This is a genomic window from Paraburkholderia megapolitana (assembly GCF_007556815.1).
In the GTDB taxonomy this organism is placed as follows: Bacteria; Pseudomonadota; Gammaproteobacteria; order Burkholderiales; family Burkholderiaceae; genus Paraburkholderia; species Paraburkholderia megapolitana.
This window is the reverse complement of the sequence record NZ_CP041743.1, coordinates 1101377-1116866: the sequence shown is the minus strand read 5'-3', so window position 1 is coordinate 1116866 and position 15490 is coordinate 1101377. Positions and strand designations below refer to the sequence as shown.

Annotated in this window: 17 protein-coding genes; 9 read left to right on the top strand and 8 right to left on the bottom strand. The window is 63.0% G+C overall.

Annotated elements, in window-relative coordinates; all coding sequences use genetic code 11:
• Window positions 1-159: 159 nt before the first annotated feature.
• Window positions 160-519, bottom strand: a complete 360-nt coding sequence (locus FNZ07_RS04765; RefSeq protein WP_091011891.1) for a DUF3564 domain-containing protein — start codon at window positions 517-519, stop codon at window positions 160-162.
• Between the two features lie 245 nt (window positions 520-764).
• Here FNZ07_RS04765 and FNZ07_RS04760 point away from each other — a divergent pair, with 245 nt between their 5' ends.
• From FNZ07_RS04760 to FNZ07_RS04750, 3 genes are all read left to right on the top strand, one after another.
• A complete protein-coding gene (locus FNZ07_RS04760; RefSeq protein WP_091011889.1) occupies window positions 765-1187 on the top strand; it encodes a rubrerythrin family protein in 423 nt (140 codons plus the stop codon).
• A 137-nt stretch (window positions 1188-1324) separates the two neighbouring features.
• Window positions 1325-2662 carry a heterodisulfide reductase-related iron-sulfur binding cluster gene (locus tag FNZ07_RS04755; protein WP_091011887.1) on the top strand — a complete coding sequence of 446 codons (1338 nt, stop codon included), beginning with the start codon at window positions 1325-1327 and terminating at the stop codon, window positions 2660-2662.
• Between the two features lie 34 nt (window positions 2663-2696).
• Window positions 2697-3278: a DUF3501 family protein gene (locus FNZ07_RS04750; protein WP_091011885.1), complete on the top strand. Its 582-nt coding sequence runs from the start codon at window positions 2697-2699 to the stop codon at window positions 3276-3278.
• A 31-nt stretch (window positions 3279-3309) separates the two neighbouring features.
• Here the strand turns inward: FNZ07_RS04750 and FNZ07_RS04745 are convergent, their stop codons facing one another.
• Window positions 3310-5007 (bottom strand): acid phosphatase, encoded by a 1698-nt coding sequence (locus FNZ07_RS04745; protein WP_091011883.1) that lies wholly within the window; start codon window positions 5005-5007, stop codon window positions 3310-3312.
• Between the two features lie 254 nt (window positions 5008-5261).
• On the bottom strand, window positions 5262-5744 hold the full coding sequence (locus tag FNZ07_RS04740) for a GNAT family N-acetyltransferase (protein ID WP_407670668.1): 483 nt from the start codon (window positions 5742-5744) through the stop codon (window positions 5262-5264).
• Between the two features lie 100 nt (window positions 5745-5844).
• Here FNZ07_RS04740 and pdxR point away from each other — a divergent pair, with 100 nt between their 5' ends.
• A complete protein-coding gene (gene pdxR / locus FNZ07_RS04735) occupies window positions 5845-7362 on the top strand; it encodes a MocR-like pyridoxine biosynthesis transcription factor PdxR (protein WP_091011878.1) in 1518 nt (505 codons plus the stop codon).
• A 37-nt stretch (window positions 7363-7399) separates the two neighbouring features.
• Here pdxR and FNZ07_RS04730 read toward each other — a convergent pair whose 3' ends face one another.
• On the bottom strand, window positions 7400-7594 hold the full coding sequence (locus tag FNZ07_RS04730; RefSeq protein WP_091011876.1) for a DUF3562 domain-containing protein: 195 nt from the start codon (window positions 7592-7594) through the stop codon (window positions 7400-7402).
• Window positions 7595-7811: 217 nt separating this feature from the next.
• Here FNZ07_RS04730 and FNZ07_RS04725 point away from each other — a divergent pair, with 217 nt between their 5' ends.
• Window positions 7812-8186, top strand: coding sequence for an ArsR/SmtB family transcription factor (locus tag FNZ07_RS04725; RefSeq protein ID WP_091011873.1), 375 nt, complete (start codon window positions 7812-7814; stop codon window positions 8184-8186).
• Entirely contained in the window at window positions 8183-8737 is a 555-nt protein-coding gene (locus FNZ07_RS04720; protein ID WP_091011871.1) for an SRPBCC family protein, read from the top strand. The genes FNZ07_RS04725 and FNZ07_RS04720 overlap by 4 nt, the downstream gene beginning before the upstream one ends.
• A 71-nt stretch (window positions 8738-8808) precedes the next feature.
• Here FNZ07_RS04720 and FNZ07_RS04715 read toward each other — a convergent pair whose 3' ends face one another.
• Window positions 8809-9459, bottom strand: coding sequence for a glutathione S-transferase family protein (locus tag FNZ07_RS04715; RefSeq protein WP_091011868.1), 651 nt, complete (start codon window positions 9457-9459; stop codon window positions 8809-8811).
• A 79-nt stretch (window positions 9460-9538) separates the two neighbouring features.
• Between FNZ07_RS04715 and FNZ07_RS04710 the strand changes: the two genes are divergently transcribed.
• Window positions 9539-10462 carry a LysR substrate-binding domain-containing protein gene (locus tag FNZ07_RS04710; RefSeq protein ID WP_091011866.1) on the top strand — a complete coding sequence of 308 codons (924 nt, stop codon included), beginning with the start codon at window positions 9539-9541 and terminating at the stop codon, window positions 10460-10462.
• 183 nt (window positions 10463-10645) lie between these two features.
• A complete protein-coding gene (locus FNZ07_RS04705) occupies window positions 10646-11887 on the top strand; it encodes an MFS transporter (protein ID WP_407670667.1) in 1242 nt (413 codons plus the stop codon).
• 33 nt (window positions 11888-11920) lie between these two features.
• Here the strand turns inward: FNZ07_RS04705 and FNZ07_RS04700 are convergent, their stop codons facing one another.
• Window positions 11921-12886 carry a threo-3-hydroxy-L-aspartate ammonia-lyase gene (locus FNZ07_RS04700; protein WP_091011864.1) on the bottom strand — a complete coding sequence of 322 codons (966 nt, stop codon included), beginning with the start codon at window positions 12884-12886 and terminating at the stop codon, window positions 11921-11923.
• 60 nt (window positions 12887-12946) lie between these two features.
• Window positions 12947-13588: a helix-turn-helix transcriptional regulator gene (locus tag FNZ07_RS04695; protein ID WP_091011862.1), complete on the bottom strand. Its 642-nt coding sequence runs from the start codon at window positions 13586-13588 to the stop codon at window positions 12947-12949.
• A 180-nt stretch (window positions 13589-13768) separates the two neighbouring features.
• Between FNZ07_RS04695 and FNZ07_RS04690 the strand changes: the two genes are divergently transcribed.
• A complete protein-coding gene (locus FNZ07_RS04690; RefSeq protein ID WP_091012827.1) occupies window positions 13769-14833 on the top strand; it encodes an alpha/beta fold hydrolase in 1065 nt (354 codons plus the stop codon).
• A 17-nt stretch (window positions 14834-14850) separates the two neighbouring features.
• Here FNZ07_RS04690 and FNZ07_RS04685 read toward each other — a convergent pair whose 3' ends face one another.
• Window positions 14851-15171: a hypothetical protein gene (locus tag FNZ07_RS04685; protein ID WP_177228278.1), complete on the bottom strand. Its 321-nt coding sequence runs from the start codon at window positions 15169-15171 to the stop codon at window positions 14851-14853.
• Window positions 15172-15490: the final 319 nt, after the last annotated feature.

The window sequence follows — 15490 nt, the reverse complement described above, 5'->3', positions numbered from 1 at the left end:
ACGTGTCACGCGGCATGCTGCTTGCAGTGGACACGGCGAAAAGATCGAATAGCCCGGAGTATCGAGAGGAGGCTCAGCGTCTGTCAAGGCAGGCGTACGCCGCCGACGTAGCTGACGGATACCTGCAACACAAGAACGGTGCGACGCAGCGAGAGCGGTTCAGCGGCTGAACACGCTGTGTTCAGCATGCACGGTCTGTCGATCGACTGCCTGCAGACGCCAGTAGCCGGTAGCCGGCGTATGGGCCTGCACGCACGACCACGCAGCCGGACCTTGCGCAGAGCTGACGCGCTGCCTGCGGTCGACCGACAGACCGCGCAGCGTGCACAGCGGTGCATCGGTGCTCGGCGCGCACAGCGTCGTGACGCCGTCGACATCGCGCACTTCGCCCCACGGGGGCAGATCGATTCCGTCATGCGCTTCGCGCGACCACCGATGTTCATCGGTATCGAGCCAGAGCACGGCGTAATCGTGGTTGACGGTGGGATCGGAACCGTTGATCAGGATGGTGAGTCGCATGGCAATTCCACCGAGGGTATAGCTATACGAGTGTAGACGGGGGTGCGCATTATGCAAGGTGTGCGGCTATCGGTGGGATTGAAAAACACAATTGGGGAACCCCTTGCCCAGCTTCTAGATTTAGATACACGCTGGCGGACCGCGTGCCCCGCTGTCGTTGCATCGCTTACGTGGACATCGGACAGACGATCGTTCGCTTTACCCCCCTCGCGCACCCCACATACACGGCTTTCCAGGAGGTTTAGATGTCGCAACTCAAGGGAACGAAGACAGAGGACAACCTTAAGGCAGCGTTTGCCGGCGAATCGCAGGCAAACCGTCGCTATCTGTACTTCGCCGCCAAGGCGGATGTCGAGGGCCAGAATGACGTCGCCGCGTTGTTCCGTTCCACCGCCGAAGGTGAAACCGGTCATGCGCACGGCCACCTCGAATATCTCGAAGCATCGGGCGACCCGGCCACCGGCCTGCCGTTCGGTTCGTCGCGTCTGAATCTCGAGGCGGCGATCGCGGGCGAAACGCACGAATACACGGACATGTACCCGGGTATGGCGAAGGAGGCGCGCGAAGAAGGCTTCGATGAAATTGCCAACTGGTTCGAAACGCTCGCGAAAGCCGAGCGCAGTCACGCGAACCGCTACACGAAAGCACTCGACGCCCTGGTGGATTGACGTGCCCGCGCGCGCCGGAAGGGTCTAGCGGCGCGCGTTGGTGACGCTATGGATGCGTGCGGCAAGGTCCGCACGCACGGGCACGACCGTGTGCGGCACGTGCGCGACAAAACCACAATCCCCAGGAGACTGACGATATGCCCCACAAGGAAGGCAGTCTCGAAGCGCCCACCCGGCATCCGCTCGACTGGCTCTCGGACGGTTTCTACGATCAGGACGCGCTCGACAAGGAACTGGCACGCGTCTTCGATATCTGCGCCGGTTGTCGACGTTGCGTGTCGCTCTGCGGCGCGTTTCCGCAGCTCTTCGATCTCGTCGATGCAACCGACGGCGGCGAAGTCGAAGAAGTCGACAAGCGCGAATTCGGCAAGGTCGTCGATCAATGCTATCTGTGCGACCTGTGCTACATGACGAAATGCCCGTACGTGCCGCCGCATCAGTGGAATGTCGATTTTCCGCATCTGATGCTGCGCGCGAAAGCGGTCGACTATCAGCGCGGCGACGTGAGCGTGCGCGACCGGTTCCTGTCGAATACCGATGCATTGGGCCATCTCGCCGGTATTCCGATCGTCACCCAGACGGTCAACGCTGTGAATCACACGGGTGCCGCGCGCGGGTTGATGGAAAAGGCGCTCGGAGTCGACAAGGACGCATGGCTACCCGATTTCGCCACGCGCAAATTCCGTAGTGCGGCGAAGAAGTCACCGGCCACGCCCGTGAACGACGGCGAGCGCACGCCCGGCAAGGTCGCGATTTACGCGACCTGCTACGTGAATTTCAACGAACCCGGCATCGGCCACGATCTGCTCGCCGTGCTTGCTCACAACGGCATTCCGTATGAACTGGTCAAAAGCGAAGCCTGTTGCGGCATGCCGTTGCTCGAACAGGGCGACCTGAAGGGCGTCGCGCAGAAGAAAAAGAAGAACCTGCCGGTGCTCGCGAAATACGCGCGCGAAGGCTATGCACTGATCGGTGCGATTCCGAGTTGCGTGCTGATGTACAAGCACGAACTACCACTGATGTTTCCCGACGACGCCGACGTGCGCGCCGTCAGCGAAGCGTTCTGGGACCCGTTCGAATACTTCGTGGCGCGCCATCGCGACGGTCTGCTGAACACCGACTTCAAAACCGCGCTCGGCAAGGTTTCGTACCACGTGCCATGTCATGGCCGCGTACAGAACATCGGTCGCAAGACCTTCGAAACGCTGACGCTCGTGCCCGATACGAAGGTGACGGTGGTCGAGCGCTGTTCGGGGCACGCGGGCACGTTCGGTGTGAAGAAGGAATTCCACCGCATGTCGATGCAGATCGGCACGCCGGTATTCAAGGCGATGGCGCAACCGCAGCCCGACTATATTTCGTCGGATTGCCAGCTCGCGGGCCATCATATCGAACAGGGCATCGAGGAGAACGGCCTGCCGAAAGCGCAGCTCGCTCACCCGTTGACGCTGCTGCGCAAGGCGTACGGTATCTGACGTCCATGCTGTAATCGAATCGCGAGGATCCCCGATGAGCATTGCCAGGAATTCGTTGCTGTCGCTCGAAAACTATTCGAAGGCGCGCAAGACGATGCGCGCGCAGGTCATCGAGCACAAGAAGCTGCGCACTGTGCCGCTCGGCAATCACGTCACGTTTCTGTTCGAGGACGAGCTGACTATCCGCTATCAGATTCAGGAGATGTTGCACATCGAGAAGATCTTCGATGAGGACGGGATTCAGGGCGAACTCGATGCGTACTTGCCGCTCGTGCCCGACGGTAGCAATCTGAAGGCGACGATGCAGATCGAGTACGCGAACGAAGTTGAGCGGGCCGCCGCGCTCGCGCGGTTGATCGGCATCGAAGATCGCGTGTTCGTCGAGGTGGACGGCGAGCCGCCGGCCTACGCGATCGCCGACGAAGATCTCGAACGCGACAACGCGCAGAAAACTTCCGCGGTGCACTTCGTGCGCTTCGAGTTCACGCCGGCGATGAAGACGCGGCTACGCGACGGGGCGTCGTTGAAGATCGGTTGCGATCATCCGCACTATCCGGTGCCTGTGCAGACGGTTGAACCGCAGGTGCGGACGGCGCTGCTCGCGGACTTCAAGTAGCCGCGCGCGGCGCCTACGGTTCACGCGAAAATCACGCGAGATCCAGCGAACCCGTCATATCGCCGGGCGGCACCTGGCCGTTCTGCGCGAACGCTCGATCGCGCGCAAGCACACCATCGAGCGGCGCGAGGCCGTGCACGCGCGTGATCAACCGAAGAATCGAATTCGTGTCGTAGAGCGTGTGATCGACGTAGCCCTTCTTCGCGAGCGGCGAGATCACGAGCGCGGGGATGCGCGAGCCCGGGCCCCAGCGGTCGCCCTTCGGCGGCGCGACCGGGTCCCACCAGCCGCCGTTTTCGTCGTGTGTGACGATCACCACCGTGTTGGCCCACTGCGGACCGCGCTGCAAATGATCGATCACATTGGCGATATGGCGGTCGCCCGATTCGACATCCGCGTAGCCCGCGTGCATGTTCAGGTTCCCCTGCGGCTTGTAGAACGTGACAGCCGGCAGGCGGCCCGCGTCGATATCGGCGATCAGCCGGTTGGTCGATGCGTCCTCGCCGACGCCGCCGTCGCGCAGATAGCGGCGGCGCGCATCGGTGCCCGGCGCGTAGTTCGCGAAGTAGTTGAACGGCTGGTGGTGATACTGGAAGTCGGGCACCGCGCCCATATCGCGATGATCGAGTGCGTACTGCCATGCACCGCTGTACCACGCCCAGTCGACGCCTTTTGCCGACAGGCGATCGCCGATGGTCGCGTACGTTTGCGGCGGCAGCACTTTCGGATCGGCCGGGTTCGCCAGCAACGGATTGCCGCCCGCGGCGGGTCGCACGAAGCTCGGTTGATACGGCGGCGCCATCGTGTTGACCGCGTAGCCGTCGGGCGTGAAGAGACCGTCGTTGATGAACTTCGGTGGGCCGTCGATCGCGGACGCCGGCGAATCTGTCGCGACCTTCAGACGCGTGCCAGTTGGATCGTCGCCTTCCACCACCGAGACGAAACGCTTCGCCGGGCTCTTCAACAGATCCGGATAGAGCGGCGCCTGCGCGGAGATCAGGAAGATGTGATTCAGCCACGAGCCGCCGAACGCCGCCATGAAGAAGTGATCGCAAAGCGTGTATTGCCGCGCGAGATTCCAGAGCCGGAGTGTTTCGGCGGAATTGCGGTAGTGGCCCATCACGAGGCCGCCCGAATCGGCCCACGCGACGAACTGATCGTTGCGCCCGGCGTTGATCTGCATCTGGTTCTGATAGAAGCGATGCCACAGGTCGCGCGTAATCACGCCGTTCGGCAGCGGTGCCCCCTGTGCATCGGTGAGATGAAACGGGCCGTTGCGCAGGCCCGTGATATCGCCTTCGGCGATCGCATAGCGCTTGCCGTCCACTTCCTGTGCCTGCGGCACGAGTCCGCCCCAGAACTTCGGTAGCTGCGCGAGCGGTGTCTTGCCGTCGCGATCGAGTTGCGTGGACCGCGCGGCCGGCACCGTGTCGAGCGGATGCAGTGTGCCAGGGAAGTTGCCGTACAGATTCGCGAAGCTGCGGTTCTCCGCGTAGATCACGACAATGTTGCGCACCTGGTCGCGCAACGCCGCATCGAGTCGCAGATCGGCCGCGCTACGCGGGCCGCCGCCGTTTGTCGAAGTTTGCTCCGCAGTCTGGCAGCCGCTGAGGATCACCCCCATGCCGACGGCGGCGATTCCGGTGAGGACACGGCGGCGCTCGGGATCGTCCGGCGTATCGTCGCTGGCGGCAGGCAGGTTCGGATCGTTGAGATCGTTCTCGTTCATCGGCGTGGCTCCTGAATCCGTGGGCGAAAGTGGCAGCATCGGCTACGCATGGCGGCGAGCCGCGGCAACGTGCGACAGCGTGCACGCGCTGAGCAACGCGCATCGTGACATGCGGTGGGTGCGGACCGCAACCTGGGCCGGATGGGAGGGTGCTGCTTCGCTTCAGCAGATCGGCGAGAAGCGCTATGAGCGCTATGCGATGAAAGGGGAATGTGGGGTCGAGCCGTGACGCGGCGCGCGCTCACGGCGTGTGTTTACAGTTCCTTGCGATAGACGACGAATCCCGGGCGACTGGCCACGTCGTCGTAAAGCCGCATCGCAGTCGTGTTGGTTTCCTGCGTGATCCAGTACACGCGCGATGAGCCGCTAGCCTTGGCACGCGCATAAACCGCTTCGATCAGCGCACGGCCGACACCCTTGCCGCGTTCGCTAGCGAGCGTAAACAGATCCTGCAAGTAGCAGGTCGGCCCCACGAGCGTCGTGCTGCGATGAAACAGGTAATGCACGAGTCCGACCAGTTGCCCGTCGCGTTCGGCGACCAGCGCATGCATCGGTTCGTAGCCATCGAAAAAGCGATTCCACGTGAGGTCGGTGATCGCGCGTGGAAGTGCGGTTGCACCGGTGCGCCCATAGAACGCGTTGTAGCCGTCCCAGAGCGGCAGCCACGCGTCGAAATCGGCGGGCGTTACGGGGCGGATCGGGAGTGTGTCTGTCACGGGTCGGGCTCCTTGGTGCATGGCTTCGGCATGGCTTCGATTGTTCGATAGGAAGCAGGATAGAAAATTTGTGGCACCATTGTTAGCTCCACCTCGAAAGCAAAATCTGGAGCCACGCATCTTGGACTACGCGCTGCTGATGTCGAACTTCGCGAAGCGGACAAACGGCCGCAAGCTGACCCAGCAGAATCTGCTGTACGAGAGCCTGCGTCAGGCGATACTCGACGGCGATCTGCGCTACGGCACGCAGCTCGTGCCGACGCGCGCGCTGGCCGAGCAGCTCGGCATTGCGCGCAATTCCGCGTTGTACGCATACGAGCGGCTGACCGAGGAAGGCTTCATCACGACGAGCCGGCATGGCTCGGTGGTGAGCCGCGTGGCGTTTTCCGCATCCGCCGATCTGCGCGGCACCGGCGGCACCGCGAGCCGTCTGTCGCGACGTGTGGCCGACCTGCCGCGCGAGCGCGGCGGCCCCGACAATCCAACGCCGTTTCGCCCGGGCGTGCCTGCACTCGATGAGTTTCCGGTGGCGCAGTGGCGTGCGTCGGTGGAGCGCGCATGGCGCACGATCGATCCGCACGAGCTCGGCTACGGCAACAGTGCCGGGCACCCTGCGCTCAGGCGTGCGATTACAGAGTACGTGCGCGTTTCGCGCGGCGTGCGCTGTTCGATGGATCAGGTCTTCATCACGCAAGGCACCCAGGCGAGCCTCGATCTATGCGCCCGCCTGCTCGCCGATCCTGGCGAAACCGCGTGGGTCGAGAATCCCGGCTATCACGGCGCGAAGGCCGCGTTTCAGACGGCGGGGTTGCGGCTCGAGCCGATTCCGGTGGATGCATCGGGTATCGCGCCGACGCCGCGCCACTGGCGCGAGACACCGCCGCGGCTCGTCTATACGACGCCGTCGCACCAGTATCCACTCGGCTGCGTGCTGAGCCTCGAGCGGCGCCGCTCGATCATCGAGAACGCCATGGCCTGCGGCGCGTGGATCATCGAGGACGATTACGACAGCGAGTTGCGGCACAACGGGCCGCCGTTACCGGCAATCCAGGGGCTCGCGGCGCATGCGCCCGTGGTCTATCTGGGCACCTACAGCAAGACGATGTTTCCGGCACTGCGGATGAGCTTCATGATCGTGCCGGCGCATCTCGTGCAGCAGATCGATGAAGCGTTGGGCGAGATCGCGCGTCAGGGGCGCGTGGCGGAACAGATCGCACTGGCGCACTTCATCGACAGCGGCAAGTACGCGCGTCATCTGCGACGGATGCGGCGGCTCTATCAACAACGCCGGGTCGCGCTCGTCGCCGCGATCGACCGGCAGATGGGCGATCTCGTCACGCTGTCGGCGGATGGCGGCGGCATGCATTTAACCGTGCGTCTCGATGCACCGTTGCAGGATCGCGAAGTCAGCGACGCAATGCGCGACCACGGGCTCTACATCGCGCCGCTCAGCACGTATTGCCTGCCCGGCACCGATGCCAGCGATTACAACGGCTTCATCCTCGGCTACGCGGGCGTGCCGGCGGAGAAAGCCGATGCGCTGGTCGCACGGCTCGCGCGCGTGATCCGCTCGCTTGGCGAGCACAAGCCAACGCAGCGGCTCGAGGCTGTACGCCTGCCGAGTACGGAACTGGTGTGAAATCCCGGCCGCGCGAGCGCGCAGCCGATTGCGCGTTTCAGTGTCGCGATTGTCGCAGCGTTTCGCGAACTTTCTTCGCGACGAGAACCGACATGTAATCGAGGATCCGGGCATCCGCCTTGTAGTCGGCCAGCGTGTCGGCGTAGATCTTCGAGACTGTCTCCGCAGGGGTGTTCGTTTCAGCGGCGATGGCCTTTACTACTTCGTCAACGTTCGGCTGAGGCTGAGCCATGGGATTCTCCGGGGGAAGGGCAGTCGGACGACAGACAACGGAGGTTTTCATTAGAGGGCATCGAAAATCACGATGCCAATTAAATCAATCTATCGCGTGTGACACCCGTGACCCGGCACTTTTTCTGTCGCAATACCGGCGGCCCTGAGCCGTCGCTACGAAAAATTGCTCAACCGTTTGGTTGAATAAAGAGTGGGATATACCTATACTCCGGCACATGGCGAATCCCGAATCTTCCCTCGACGATGTCTTTCACGCGCTGTCCGATCCGACCCGGCGCGCAATGCTCGCCAGCCTTGCTGACGGCGAGCGCAACATCGGCGAACTGGCCGAGCCGTTCGAGATCTCGTTCGCGGCGGCGTCGAAACACGTGAAGGTGCTCGAAGGCGCGGGGTTGATCCGGCGTCGTATCGAAGGTCGCTCGCATATCTGCCGGATGGAGGCGGGGCCGCTTGCCGCGGCCGATCAGTGGCTGCGTTTCTACGAACGTTTCTGGAGCGCGCGACTCGACACGCTCGAACAGCTTCTGCAGCAGGACGATGCCACATCCGATGGCATGCCTTTACCCAATCGTAAGGAGACACCCAGATGAGCGACGAAAGCGATTTCGGCGTCGCAAGCGGCACGCAGACGGTGCGTTTCGAGCGCCTGCTGCCGGGGCCGATCGAGCGCGTATGGCGCTATCTCGTGGAGTCGGACAAACGCGGGCAGTGGCTCGCGAGCGGCGACGATGTGCCGGCGCAGGTCGGTGGCGAGTTTCAGATGTTCTTTCATCATGGAAATCTGTCGCCGGAGAAGACGCCCACGCCCGAGCGCTTCAAAAAATACGAAGACGGTGTTTCGTCGATGCATCGGGTGACGCGCTACGAACCGCCGCATACGCTCGGCTTCACGTGGAGCGATGGTGCGGATGGTGGTCGTTCGGATGTACTGATCGAACTGGCGGCGCTTGGCGACAAGGTGCGTTTCGTATTGACGCATCGCAAGCTGTCGGGTCGTCACGCGCAGGTCAATGTTTCGGGCGGCTGGCACACTCATCTGGCCGTGCTAGTCGAGCGGCTGAACGGGCGTGTGCCGGTGTCGTTCTGGACGTTGTTCGAAGGTGTTGAGGAACAGTACGAGCGGTGCTATCCCAAGGGATGAGGGACGCGCACCGCGCTTCGGAGGCGATGGACGTCATACGGCATCGCCCCGGTCATTGAGAAACTGGGTAATCAAACTGCGAGCGCGATGCCTTCGCGTTGCAGCACACGCTGTACCGCGGGGCGCGCCAGCGACCGCTGCATATGCCCACTCCACGCAAGGTAGTTTGCGCGCATGTCGATACCGATCCGCATGCCCCAGGCGTACAACACCAACAGAAACGGATCGACAATCGTATAGCTACCTGGCACGGCCCATTCGCGACCGTCCGCGAGCGCTGCTTCGATCTTCGCGTACGCATCGAGCACGACCTGTTTGCCGTTCGCACGAATCTCGTCGTGGTTGGCTTCGATGCCGGTGAAGCGCGCGGGTCGCCAGATCTCGCCGTAACCAATCGCGTGTATCCAGCCGACCAGCCACGCGAGCCATTCATGGCAGCGGGCCTCGCCGGCGGCGTCATTCACGGGTAGCAGGCCGGCCGCCGGATGCTGGCGCGCGAGATACGTGAGGATGGCCGGTAACTCGGTGAGCACACTGGTCTCGCCGGGCAACCGCAGCGCAGGCACGCGCCCTTTTGGATTGATCGACAGATACGCTTGCTGTTGTGTCGCACCTTGCGCAATCGGTACGGCTTCGAGTTCGTACGCAACGCCGAGCTCTTCGAGCGCGATATGGACCGCCATCGAACAGGCGCCGGGGGAGTAGTAGAGGGTGTAGTTCATGAAGCAAGTTTATGAGCCGACCCGCTCGCCTTCAAACGATGATTTGTACGGTCACGGCATTAGTGATACTAATGCGGTCATGGCTTTTTCTTCCCGCATCCCACCGCTGCAAACGCTGCGCGTTTTCGAAGCCGCTGTGCGGCTGCGCAGCTTCACGCGCGCCGCCGACGAACTCGCGCTGACGCAGGGCGCGGTCAGCCAGCATGTGCGCGCACTCGAGTCGCAACTGGATGTGTCGCTATTCGAACGCACGCCGGGCGGCGCCATACCGACACCGCGCGCGCATGATCTTGCGCTCCAGGTGCGTCAGGGCCTGCGCGTGCTGGAGCGTGCATTCGGCGAGACGACGCATGGGCGTGCGCCTGTTCGCGCGCCGGACAACGCACCTGCCCGGCTGACGATCAGCGTGCTGCCCGTTTTCGCCGAGCGCTGGCTTGCTCCACGCCTGCCGCGGTTCTGTGCCGCGCATCCGGAGATCGCGGTGGACATCCGCCCGGGTGTTGCACTGGCGAAACTCGATCACCGCGATCGCGTGGACGTGGCACTGCGCTATGGTCCCGGCGAGTGGCCGGGACTGCACGCCGACAAGCTGATGGATGAGGAAGTCTTTCCCGTTGCGAGCCCGCATTATCGCGGCGGCAAACTGCCGCGCCGCTTCGCCGATCTCGCACACTGCACGCTGTTGCGGCACGCGGCGCAGCCATGGGAGCCGTGGTTTCAGGCCGCTGGTCTCGACATGACCGAACCGTCTGGCGCGGTGTCGTTCACCGATGGCGCGAAGTTGCTCGATGCGGCGTTGCGCGGCGACGGCATTGCGCTCGCACGCCGCTCGGTGATCGAAGCGGATCTCGCGTCCGGGCGGCTGGTGCAATTGTGGAAGCGCAGCGTGATCGATGTGCATGCGCATTTCATCGTCTGGCGGCCGGACAGTGGGAAGCTGCCGGCGATCGACGCGCTGCGCGCGTGGCTGCATACGGAAGTGGGCGCGGCAGCGTTGCGCTGAAACCGCCAGCCCGGGCGGCCGCGCAATTCGCGCCGATTCGATCGTTTTTCGGGCTCCCGTTTTATCTCACCTATTCGCCTTGTTGCGACTGCGGTCTTTTGTCATTCTAGTTGCATTAGAAAACTACATTTCCTACACTGCGTGAAAGTTTCAATTCGGAACTTGTTCTCATCAGGGATCGACATGCGTGCAGGAAAGGTCGAGTCGTTGCCGGAAGCTGCGGTCAGCGGTACGCCGTGCGCGGCATTGCCGATGAAGCAATCGATGGTGCTGTTGTTTGCCGTTGCCTGCGGTCTGAGTGTCGCAAACGTGTACTACGCGCAGCCGTTGCTCGACCTGCTGGCCCGTGACTTCAATGTGAGCCGTGCGTCGATCGGTGGGGTGATCACGGCAACCCAGGCAGGTTGTGCGTTGGCGCTGGTATTGCTCGTGCCGCTCGGCGATCGTGCGAACCGACATCGGTTGATGGCTGTGCAACTGGTGTTGCTGGCCATCGCGCTGGTCGCGGTGGCGATGGCGCGGACTGCACCGTTGTTGCTGGCAGGCATGCTCGCGACGGGTCTGCTCGGTACCGCGATGACGCAGGGGCTCATCGCGTACGCGGCGACCGTTGCGGCGCCGCGGGAACGCGGACGCGTAGTCGGTGCGGCGCAGGGCGGTGTCGTGATCGGCCTGCTGCTGGCGCGCACGATGTCGGGACTCATCGCGGACGTTGCCGGCTGGCGCGCGGTTTACTTCACGTCGGCGGCGCTGGCGGTTGTCATGCTGCCGGTGCTCTGGCACACGTTGCCTGCGCAACCGGCTCCACGCGTACGCATACCGTATCTGCGGCTGCTGGAATCGATGTTCACGCTACTCGCACACGACCGCGTGCTGCAGATTCGCGGCATGATCGGCATGCTGATGTTCGCAGCGTTCAGTGTGTTCTGGAGTGCGATGGCATTGCCGCTCAGTGCGCCACCGTTCGCATTGCCACATACGGCGATCGGTGCGTTTGGCCTTGCGGGTGCGGCCGGTGCGCTGGCGGCGGCGCGTGCCGGTCACTGGGCGGATCGCGGCAAAGGCGAATGGACAACCGGCGTTGCGTGGATTGTGCTGCTGCTGTCGTGGCTGCCCGCAGCGTTTCTGTCATCGGGCCTGTGGACACTCGTGATCGGTGTGCTGTTGCTCGACCTGAGTGGACAGGCGATACACGTGGTCAACCAGAGCATGATCTTTCGTACGCGTCCCGATGCGCACAGCCGCCTGGTGGGTTGCTACATGCTGTTCTATGCGACGGGTAGCGGCGCCGGCGCGCTTGCGTCGACGCACGTCTATGCGTGGGCGGGATGGACGGGCGTCTGTGTGCTCGGTGCGACGATCACGCTTGCCGGGCTGCTGTTCTGGGCCTTCACGCTGCGTGCGATGCCGCGACACGACGCATAAGACCATGCGTCGTGTGTTCCCAACATCGCACGGTTACGCCAGCAGCGCGCAGAACCGCTCCATGTCGACGTTACCGCCACTGACGATCACCCCCACGCGCTTGCCCTGCAACTGCGCCTTCATCTGACGCGCCGCCGCGAAGCCGAGGCACCCGGTGGGTTCGACGACAAGCTTCATCCGCGATGCGAAGAAGCGCATGCAGTCGACCAGTTGCGCGTCCGTCGCGGTCAGCACATCGTCGACGTCGCGACGAATGATCTCGAACGTATAAGCGCCGAGGTGCTGCGTCTGTGCACCGTCGGCGATGGTCTTGGGCGTGTCGATATGCACGATCTTGCCAGTGCGAAACGATTGCTGCGCATCGTTGCCAGCTTCCGGTTCGACGCCGTACAGCTTGCAGTCGGGCGCGAGCACGCGGGTGGCGAGTGCCGACCCCGACAGCAGGCCACCACCGCCAAGACACACGAACAGCGCATCGAGCGGACCGACTTCGTCGAACAACTCTTTCGCCGCAGTACCCTGGCCGGCGATCACATCGGGATGATCGTACGGCGGGATCTGCGTGAGGCCGCGTTCTTCGGCGAGCTTGCGGCTAATCTGCTCGCGGTCTTCGGTGTAGCGGTCGTACATCACGACGTTGCCGCCGTAGCCCTTCGTCGCCGCGACCTTCGAGGCGGGCGCGTCGTGCGGCATGATGATCGTCGCGGGAATGTTCAGCAGCGCAGCCGACAGCGCGATGGCCTGCGCATGATTGCCCGACGAAAATGCAACGACACCCGCGCGTCGCTGCGCGTCGTCGAATTTCGACAACGCGTTGAAGGCGCCGCGAAACTTGAACGCGCCCATGCGCTGCAGGTTCTCGCATTTGAAGAACACCTGCGCGCCCAGTTCTGCATCGATCGTGCGCGAGCGCATGACGGGCGTGCGATGCGCGTGGCCTTCGATGCGCCTGGCGGCGGCTGCGACGTCGTCATAAGTGGGCAGCGTAAGCATGTTCATTCCCTCGTGAGCGTGACTGGTTGAGCCCGGCGGCTTGCGCGCGCCAAGCGCCGTTCATGACTATTCTTTCGCATCGCCGTACACGGTTGCACGCGATACGCCGAGATACTGCGCAACGATCTCCATCGCGCGGCGCACCTCGAGGCAGCCCGACTGCTTCAGCTCCTGCATCAGCAGGCGCCGGTCTTCAGCTTTCAACGAACGCGGCGCGGTGGAGAGGCTCGCCGCGAACCGGTCGATACGGCAGCGGATCGTATCGGCCCCCGCGGGGTCGAGCGATTCCTGCGGTGCCGCATTCGGATCGGACGTGCCGAACTGCGTGAGCATGGCCTGCATGCCGCGAAATAGTGTGAGATCTACGTTGACGCACAGCGCCGCGACGTAACGGCCAGTCGAGTCCTTGATACCGATCGACGTACTCTTTGCCTGCCGCCCGTCGACGAACTGATTCGGGTAATTCGCGAGCACCTGTGGATAGTCCGCGTCGCCAATACGCGCGAGGCCGAGTTCGGTAGCGGGTGCGCCGACCTGTCGACCCGACAGGTTGTTGTGGATTGCGACGATGGCGTGTTTCGGATGCAACAGATCGTGCACGACGACTTCGCAAAACGGTGCGAAAGTCTCGCCGAGACCGTGCGCGACCTGCTTGAGCTGGTCGATCAACAGCGTCTGTTCGGGAGTTCGCTTGGTCTGCTTTGCCATCTGGATATAATGTCTAAAGATGGACAATTCGTCAAGGCGCGGCTGGGTGGCCCCTGGGTGGCCCGGTTGCACGACCTCTGCTCGGGTTTTGTCCTACCATATCGCGCGTACCGATCAGCGGCCGGTTGCCGACAGGAGAATGCAGTGTTGCGATCCAGATTCGTAGTGGCCGTTGCGGGAATGTGGGCGGTACTCGCACTCGGTATGGCCGGCAGCGCGGTGGCGTCGGACAGTGTGCCCGAGCGCTCCGTGGACTTCACGATCCACGACTTTCATTTCTCCGACGGCTCGACGCTGCCGGAAATTCGCATCCACTACGCGACGCTCGGCACGCCGCAGCGCGACACGCATGGCACGGTGACCAATGCAGTTCTGTTGATGCACGGCACGACAGGCACCGGCCGGGCTTTCCTGACACCGACGATGCGTCGCGAACTCTTCGCGCCGGGTGCGCCGCTCGATGCGCAGCGCTACTTCATCGTGATGCCCGACGGACTAGGCCGCGGTGGTTCCAGCAAACCGAGTGACGGCCTGCGCACGAAATTTCCGCATTACGGGTACGGCGATGTGATCGAAGCGAATCACCGTCTGCTGGTGGACGGGCTGCACGTGGATCATCTGCGGCTCGTGCTCGGCACTTCGATGGGCGGCATGCAGACGTGGATGTGGGGCGAGCGTTATCCGGAGATGGCTGACGCGTTGATGCCGATCGCGAGCCAGCCGATCGCGATGGCCGGTCGCAACTGGTTCTGGCGGCAGATGGTGATCGGTGCGATCCGCAACGATCCTGGCTGGAACAACGGCGACTACACGACGCAACCCACGCAATGGGCGCGCACGATGCCGATCTTTTCGGTGATCACCGGTAACGCCGCGCGGATGCAGGCGGCTGCGCCCGATCGCGACTCCGCCACGCGCCTCTACGATGCGACCGTTGCGGACGCGCAGAAAATCGACGCAAACGATGCGCTGTACTGGTTCGAATCATCGTGGGATTACGACCCTGCGCCGCAACTGTCGCGGATTCGCGCGCCGCTCTACGCCGTCAACTTTGCCGACGACCTGATCAATGCCGCCGATCTCGGCGTCATGCAACATGCGATCACCGCGGTCCCGCACGGGCGTTTCGTCGAGATTCCGGAGACCGCGCAGTCGTACGGCCACCAGACGCTCGCGCATCCGGAGGTGTGGAAGCCGTATCTGGTCCAGTTGCTCGACGACAGTGCGGCCGCACGTGCTCAGTGAGACGCTCAGTAAAACGTTTAGTGAAGTTTGTCAGGTTTGTGACTGACCGGCTTGAGCGGCTCCTGCCCCGCAGCCGGGAAAAACGCATTCCACGCGGCGCGGACGCCTTCGGCGGCGGCCGCTTCCGCAGCGATCGTTTCATTTGAGCCGGACCGCGCAGGATCTGCACTGAGTCCGCGCCAGTGCGTAAAAACGAGCAGCGGTTGCTCGCTCCATATGCCGGCATCGAACCGGGCAAACGCCGTCTCGCCGCTCACGAGCTGAACCTCATACCACCCGTCGCGAACCGGCGCGTGGTGATTCAGCGGAAACCATCCAGTCGGCTGGATTTGCATCATGACCTCACTTTTTGATCAGTAGGACCTGAACCTCGTGCAGGGTTCGTGCCTGGGTGACGGTGAGAAACGAATTCAGAAGGCACATCGAGTACGCCCGCAGACGGCCGAGATGTCCGCATTCTTCGAAATGAAGTGAACGTCACCTCACGTATCGACCGCGAATCCCTGCGAATTGAGAAACGGCTTCACGAAAATCCACAGATCGCCCTTGCTGCTGTCGAACGGAAAGACATCAAACGGTTAACCGTCGGTTCTACGACTGTCCCCGGATATTTAATGCATTACGCATTGAATTTTGCGATAGAGGATATTCCCCTAC

Coding starts and splice junctions, on each gene's coding strand:
- FNZ07_RS04695 (WP_091011862.1), bottom strand. CDS start 13,588: ATGGCAAAGCAGACCAAGCGAACTCCCGAACAGACGCTGTTGATCGAC.
- FNZ07_RS04765 (WP_091011891.1), bottom strand. CDS start 519: ATGCGACTCACCATCCTGATCAACGGTTCCGATCCCACCGTCAACCAC.
- FNZ07_RS04690 (WP_091012827.1), top strand. CDS start 13,769: ATGTGGGCGGTACTCGCACTCGGTATGGCCGGCAGCGCGGTGGCGTCG.
- FNZ07_RS04705 (WP_407670667.1), top strand. CDS start 10,646: ATGCGTGCAGGAAAGGTCGAGTCGTTGCCGGAAGCTGCGGTCAGCGGT.
- FNZ07_RS04685 (WP_177228278.1), bottom strand. CDS start 15,171: ATGATGCAAATCCAGCCGACTGGATGGTTTCCGCTGAATCACCACGCG.
- FNZ07_RS04740 (WP_407670668.1), bottom strand. CDS start 5,744: ATGCACCAAGGAGCCCGACCCGTGACAGACACACTCCCGATCCGCCCC.
- FNZ07_RS04700 (WP_091011864.1), bottom strand. CDS start 12,886: ATGAACATGCTTACGCTGCCCACTTATGACGACGTCGCAGCCGCCGCC.
- FNZ07_RS04750 (WP_091011885.1), top strand. CDS start 2,697: ATGAGCATTGCCAGGAATTCGTTGCTGTCGCTCGAAAACTATTCGAAG.
- FNZ07_RS04720 (WP_091011871.1), top strand. CDS start 8,183: ATGAGCGACGAAAGCGATTTCGGCGTCGCAAGCGGCACGCAGACGGTG.
- FNZ07_RS04715 (WP_091011868.1), bottom strand. CDS start 9,459: ATGAACTACACCCTCTACTACTCCCCCGGCGCCTGTTCGATGGCGGTC.
- FNZ07_RS04730 (WP_091011876.1), bottom strand. CDS start 7,594: ATGGCTCAGCCTCAGCCGAACGTTGACGAAGTAGTAAAGGCCATCGCC.
- FNZ07_RS04760 (WP_091011889.1), top strand. CDS start 765: ATGTCGCAACTCAAGGGAACGAAGACAGAGGACAACCTTAAGGCAGCG.
- FNZ07_RS04745 (WP_091011883.1), bottom strand. CDS start 5,007: ATGAACGAGAACGATCTCAACGATCCGAACCTGCCTGCCGCCAGCGAC.
- FNZ07_RS04710 (WP_091011866.1), top strand. CDS start 9,539: ATGGCTTTTTCTTCCCGCATCCCACCGCTGCAAACGCTGCGCGTTTTC.
- FNZ07_RS04725 (WP_091011873.1), top strand. CDS start 7,812: ATGGCGAATCCCGAATCTTCCCTCGACGATGTCTTTCACGCGCTGTCC.
- FNZ07_RS04755 (WP_091011887.1), top strand. CDS start 1,325: ATGCCCCACAAGGAAGGCAGTCTCGAAGCGCCCACCCGGCATCCGCTC.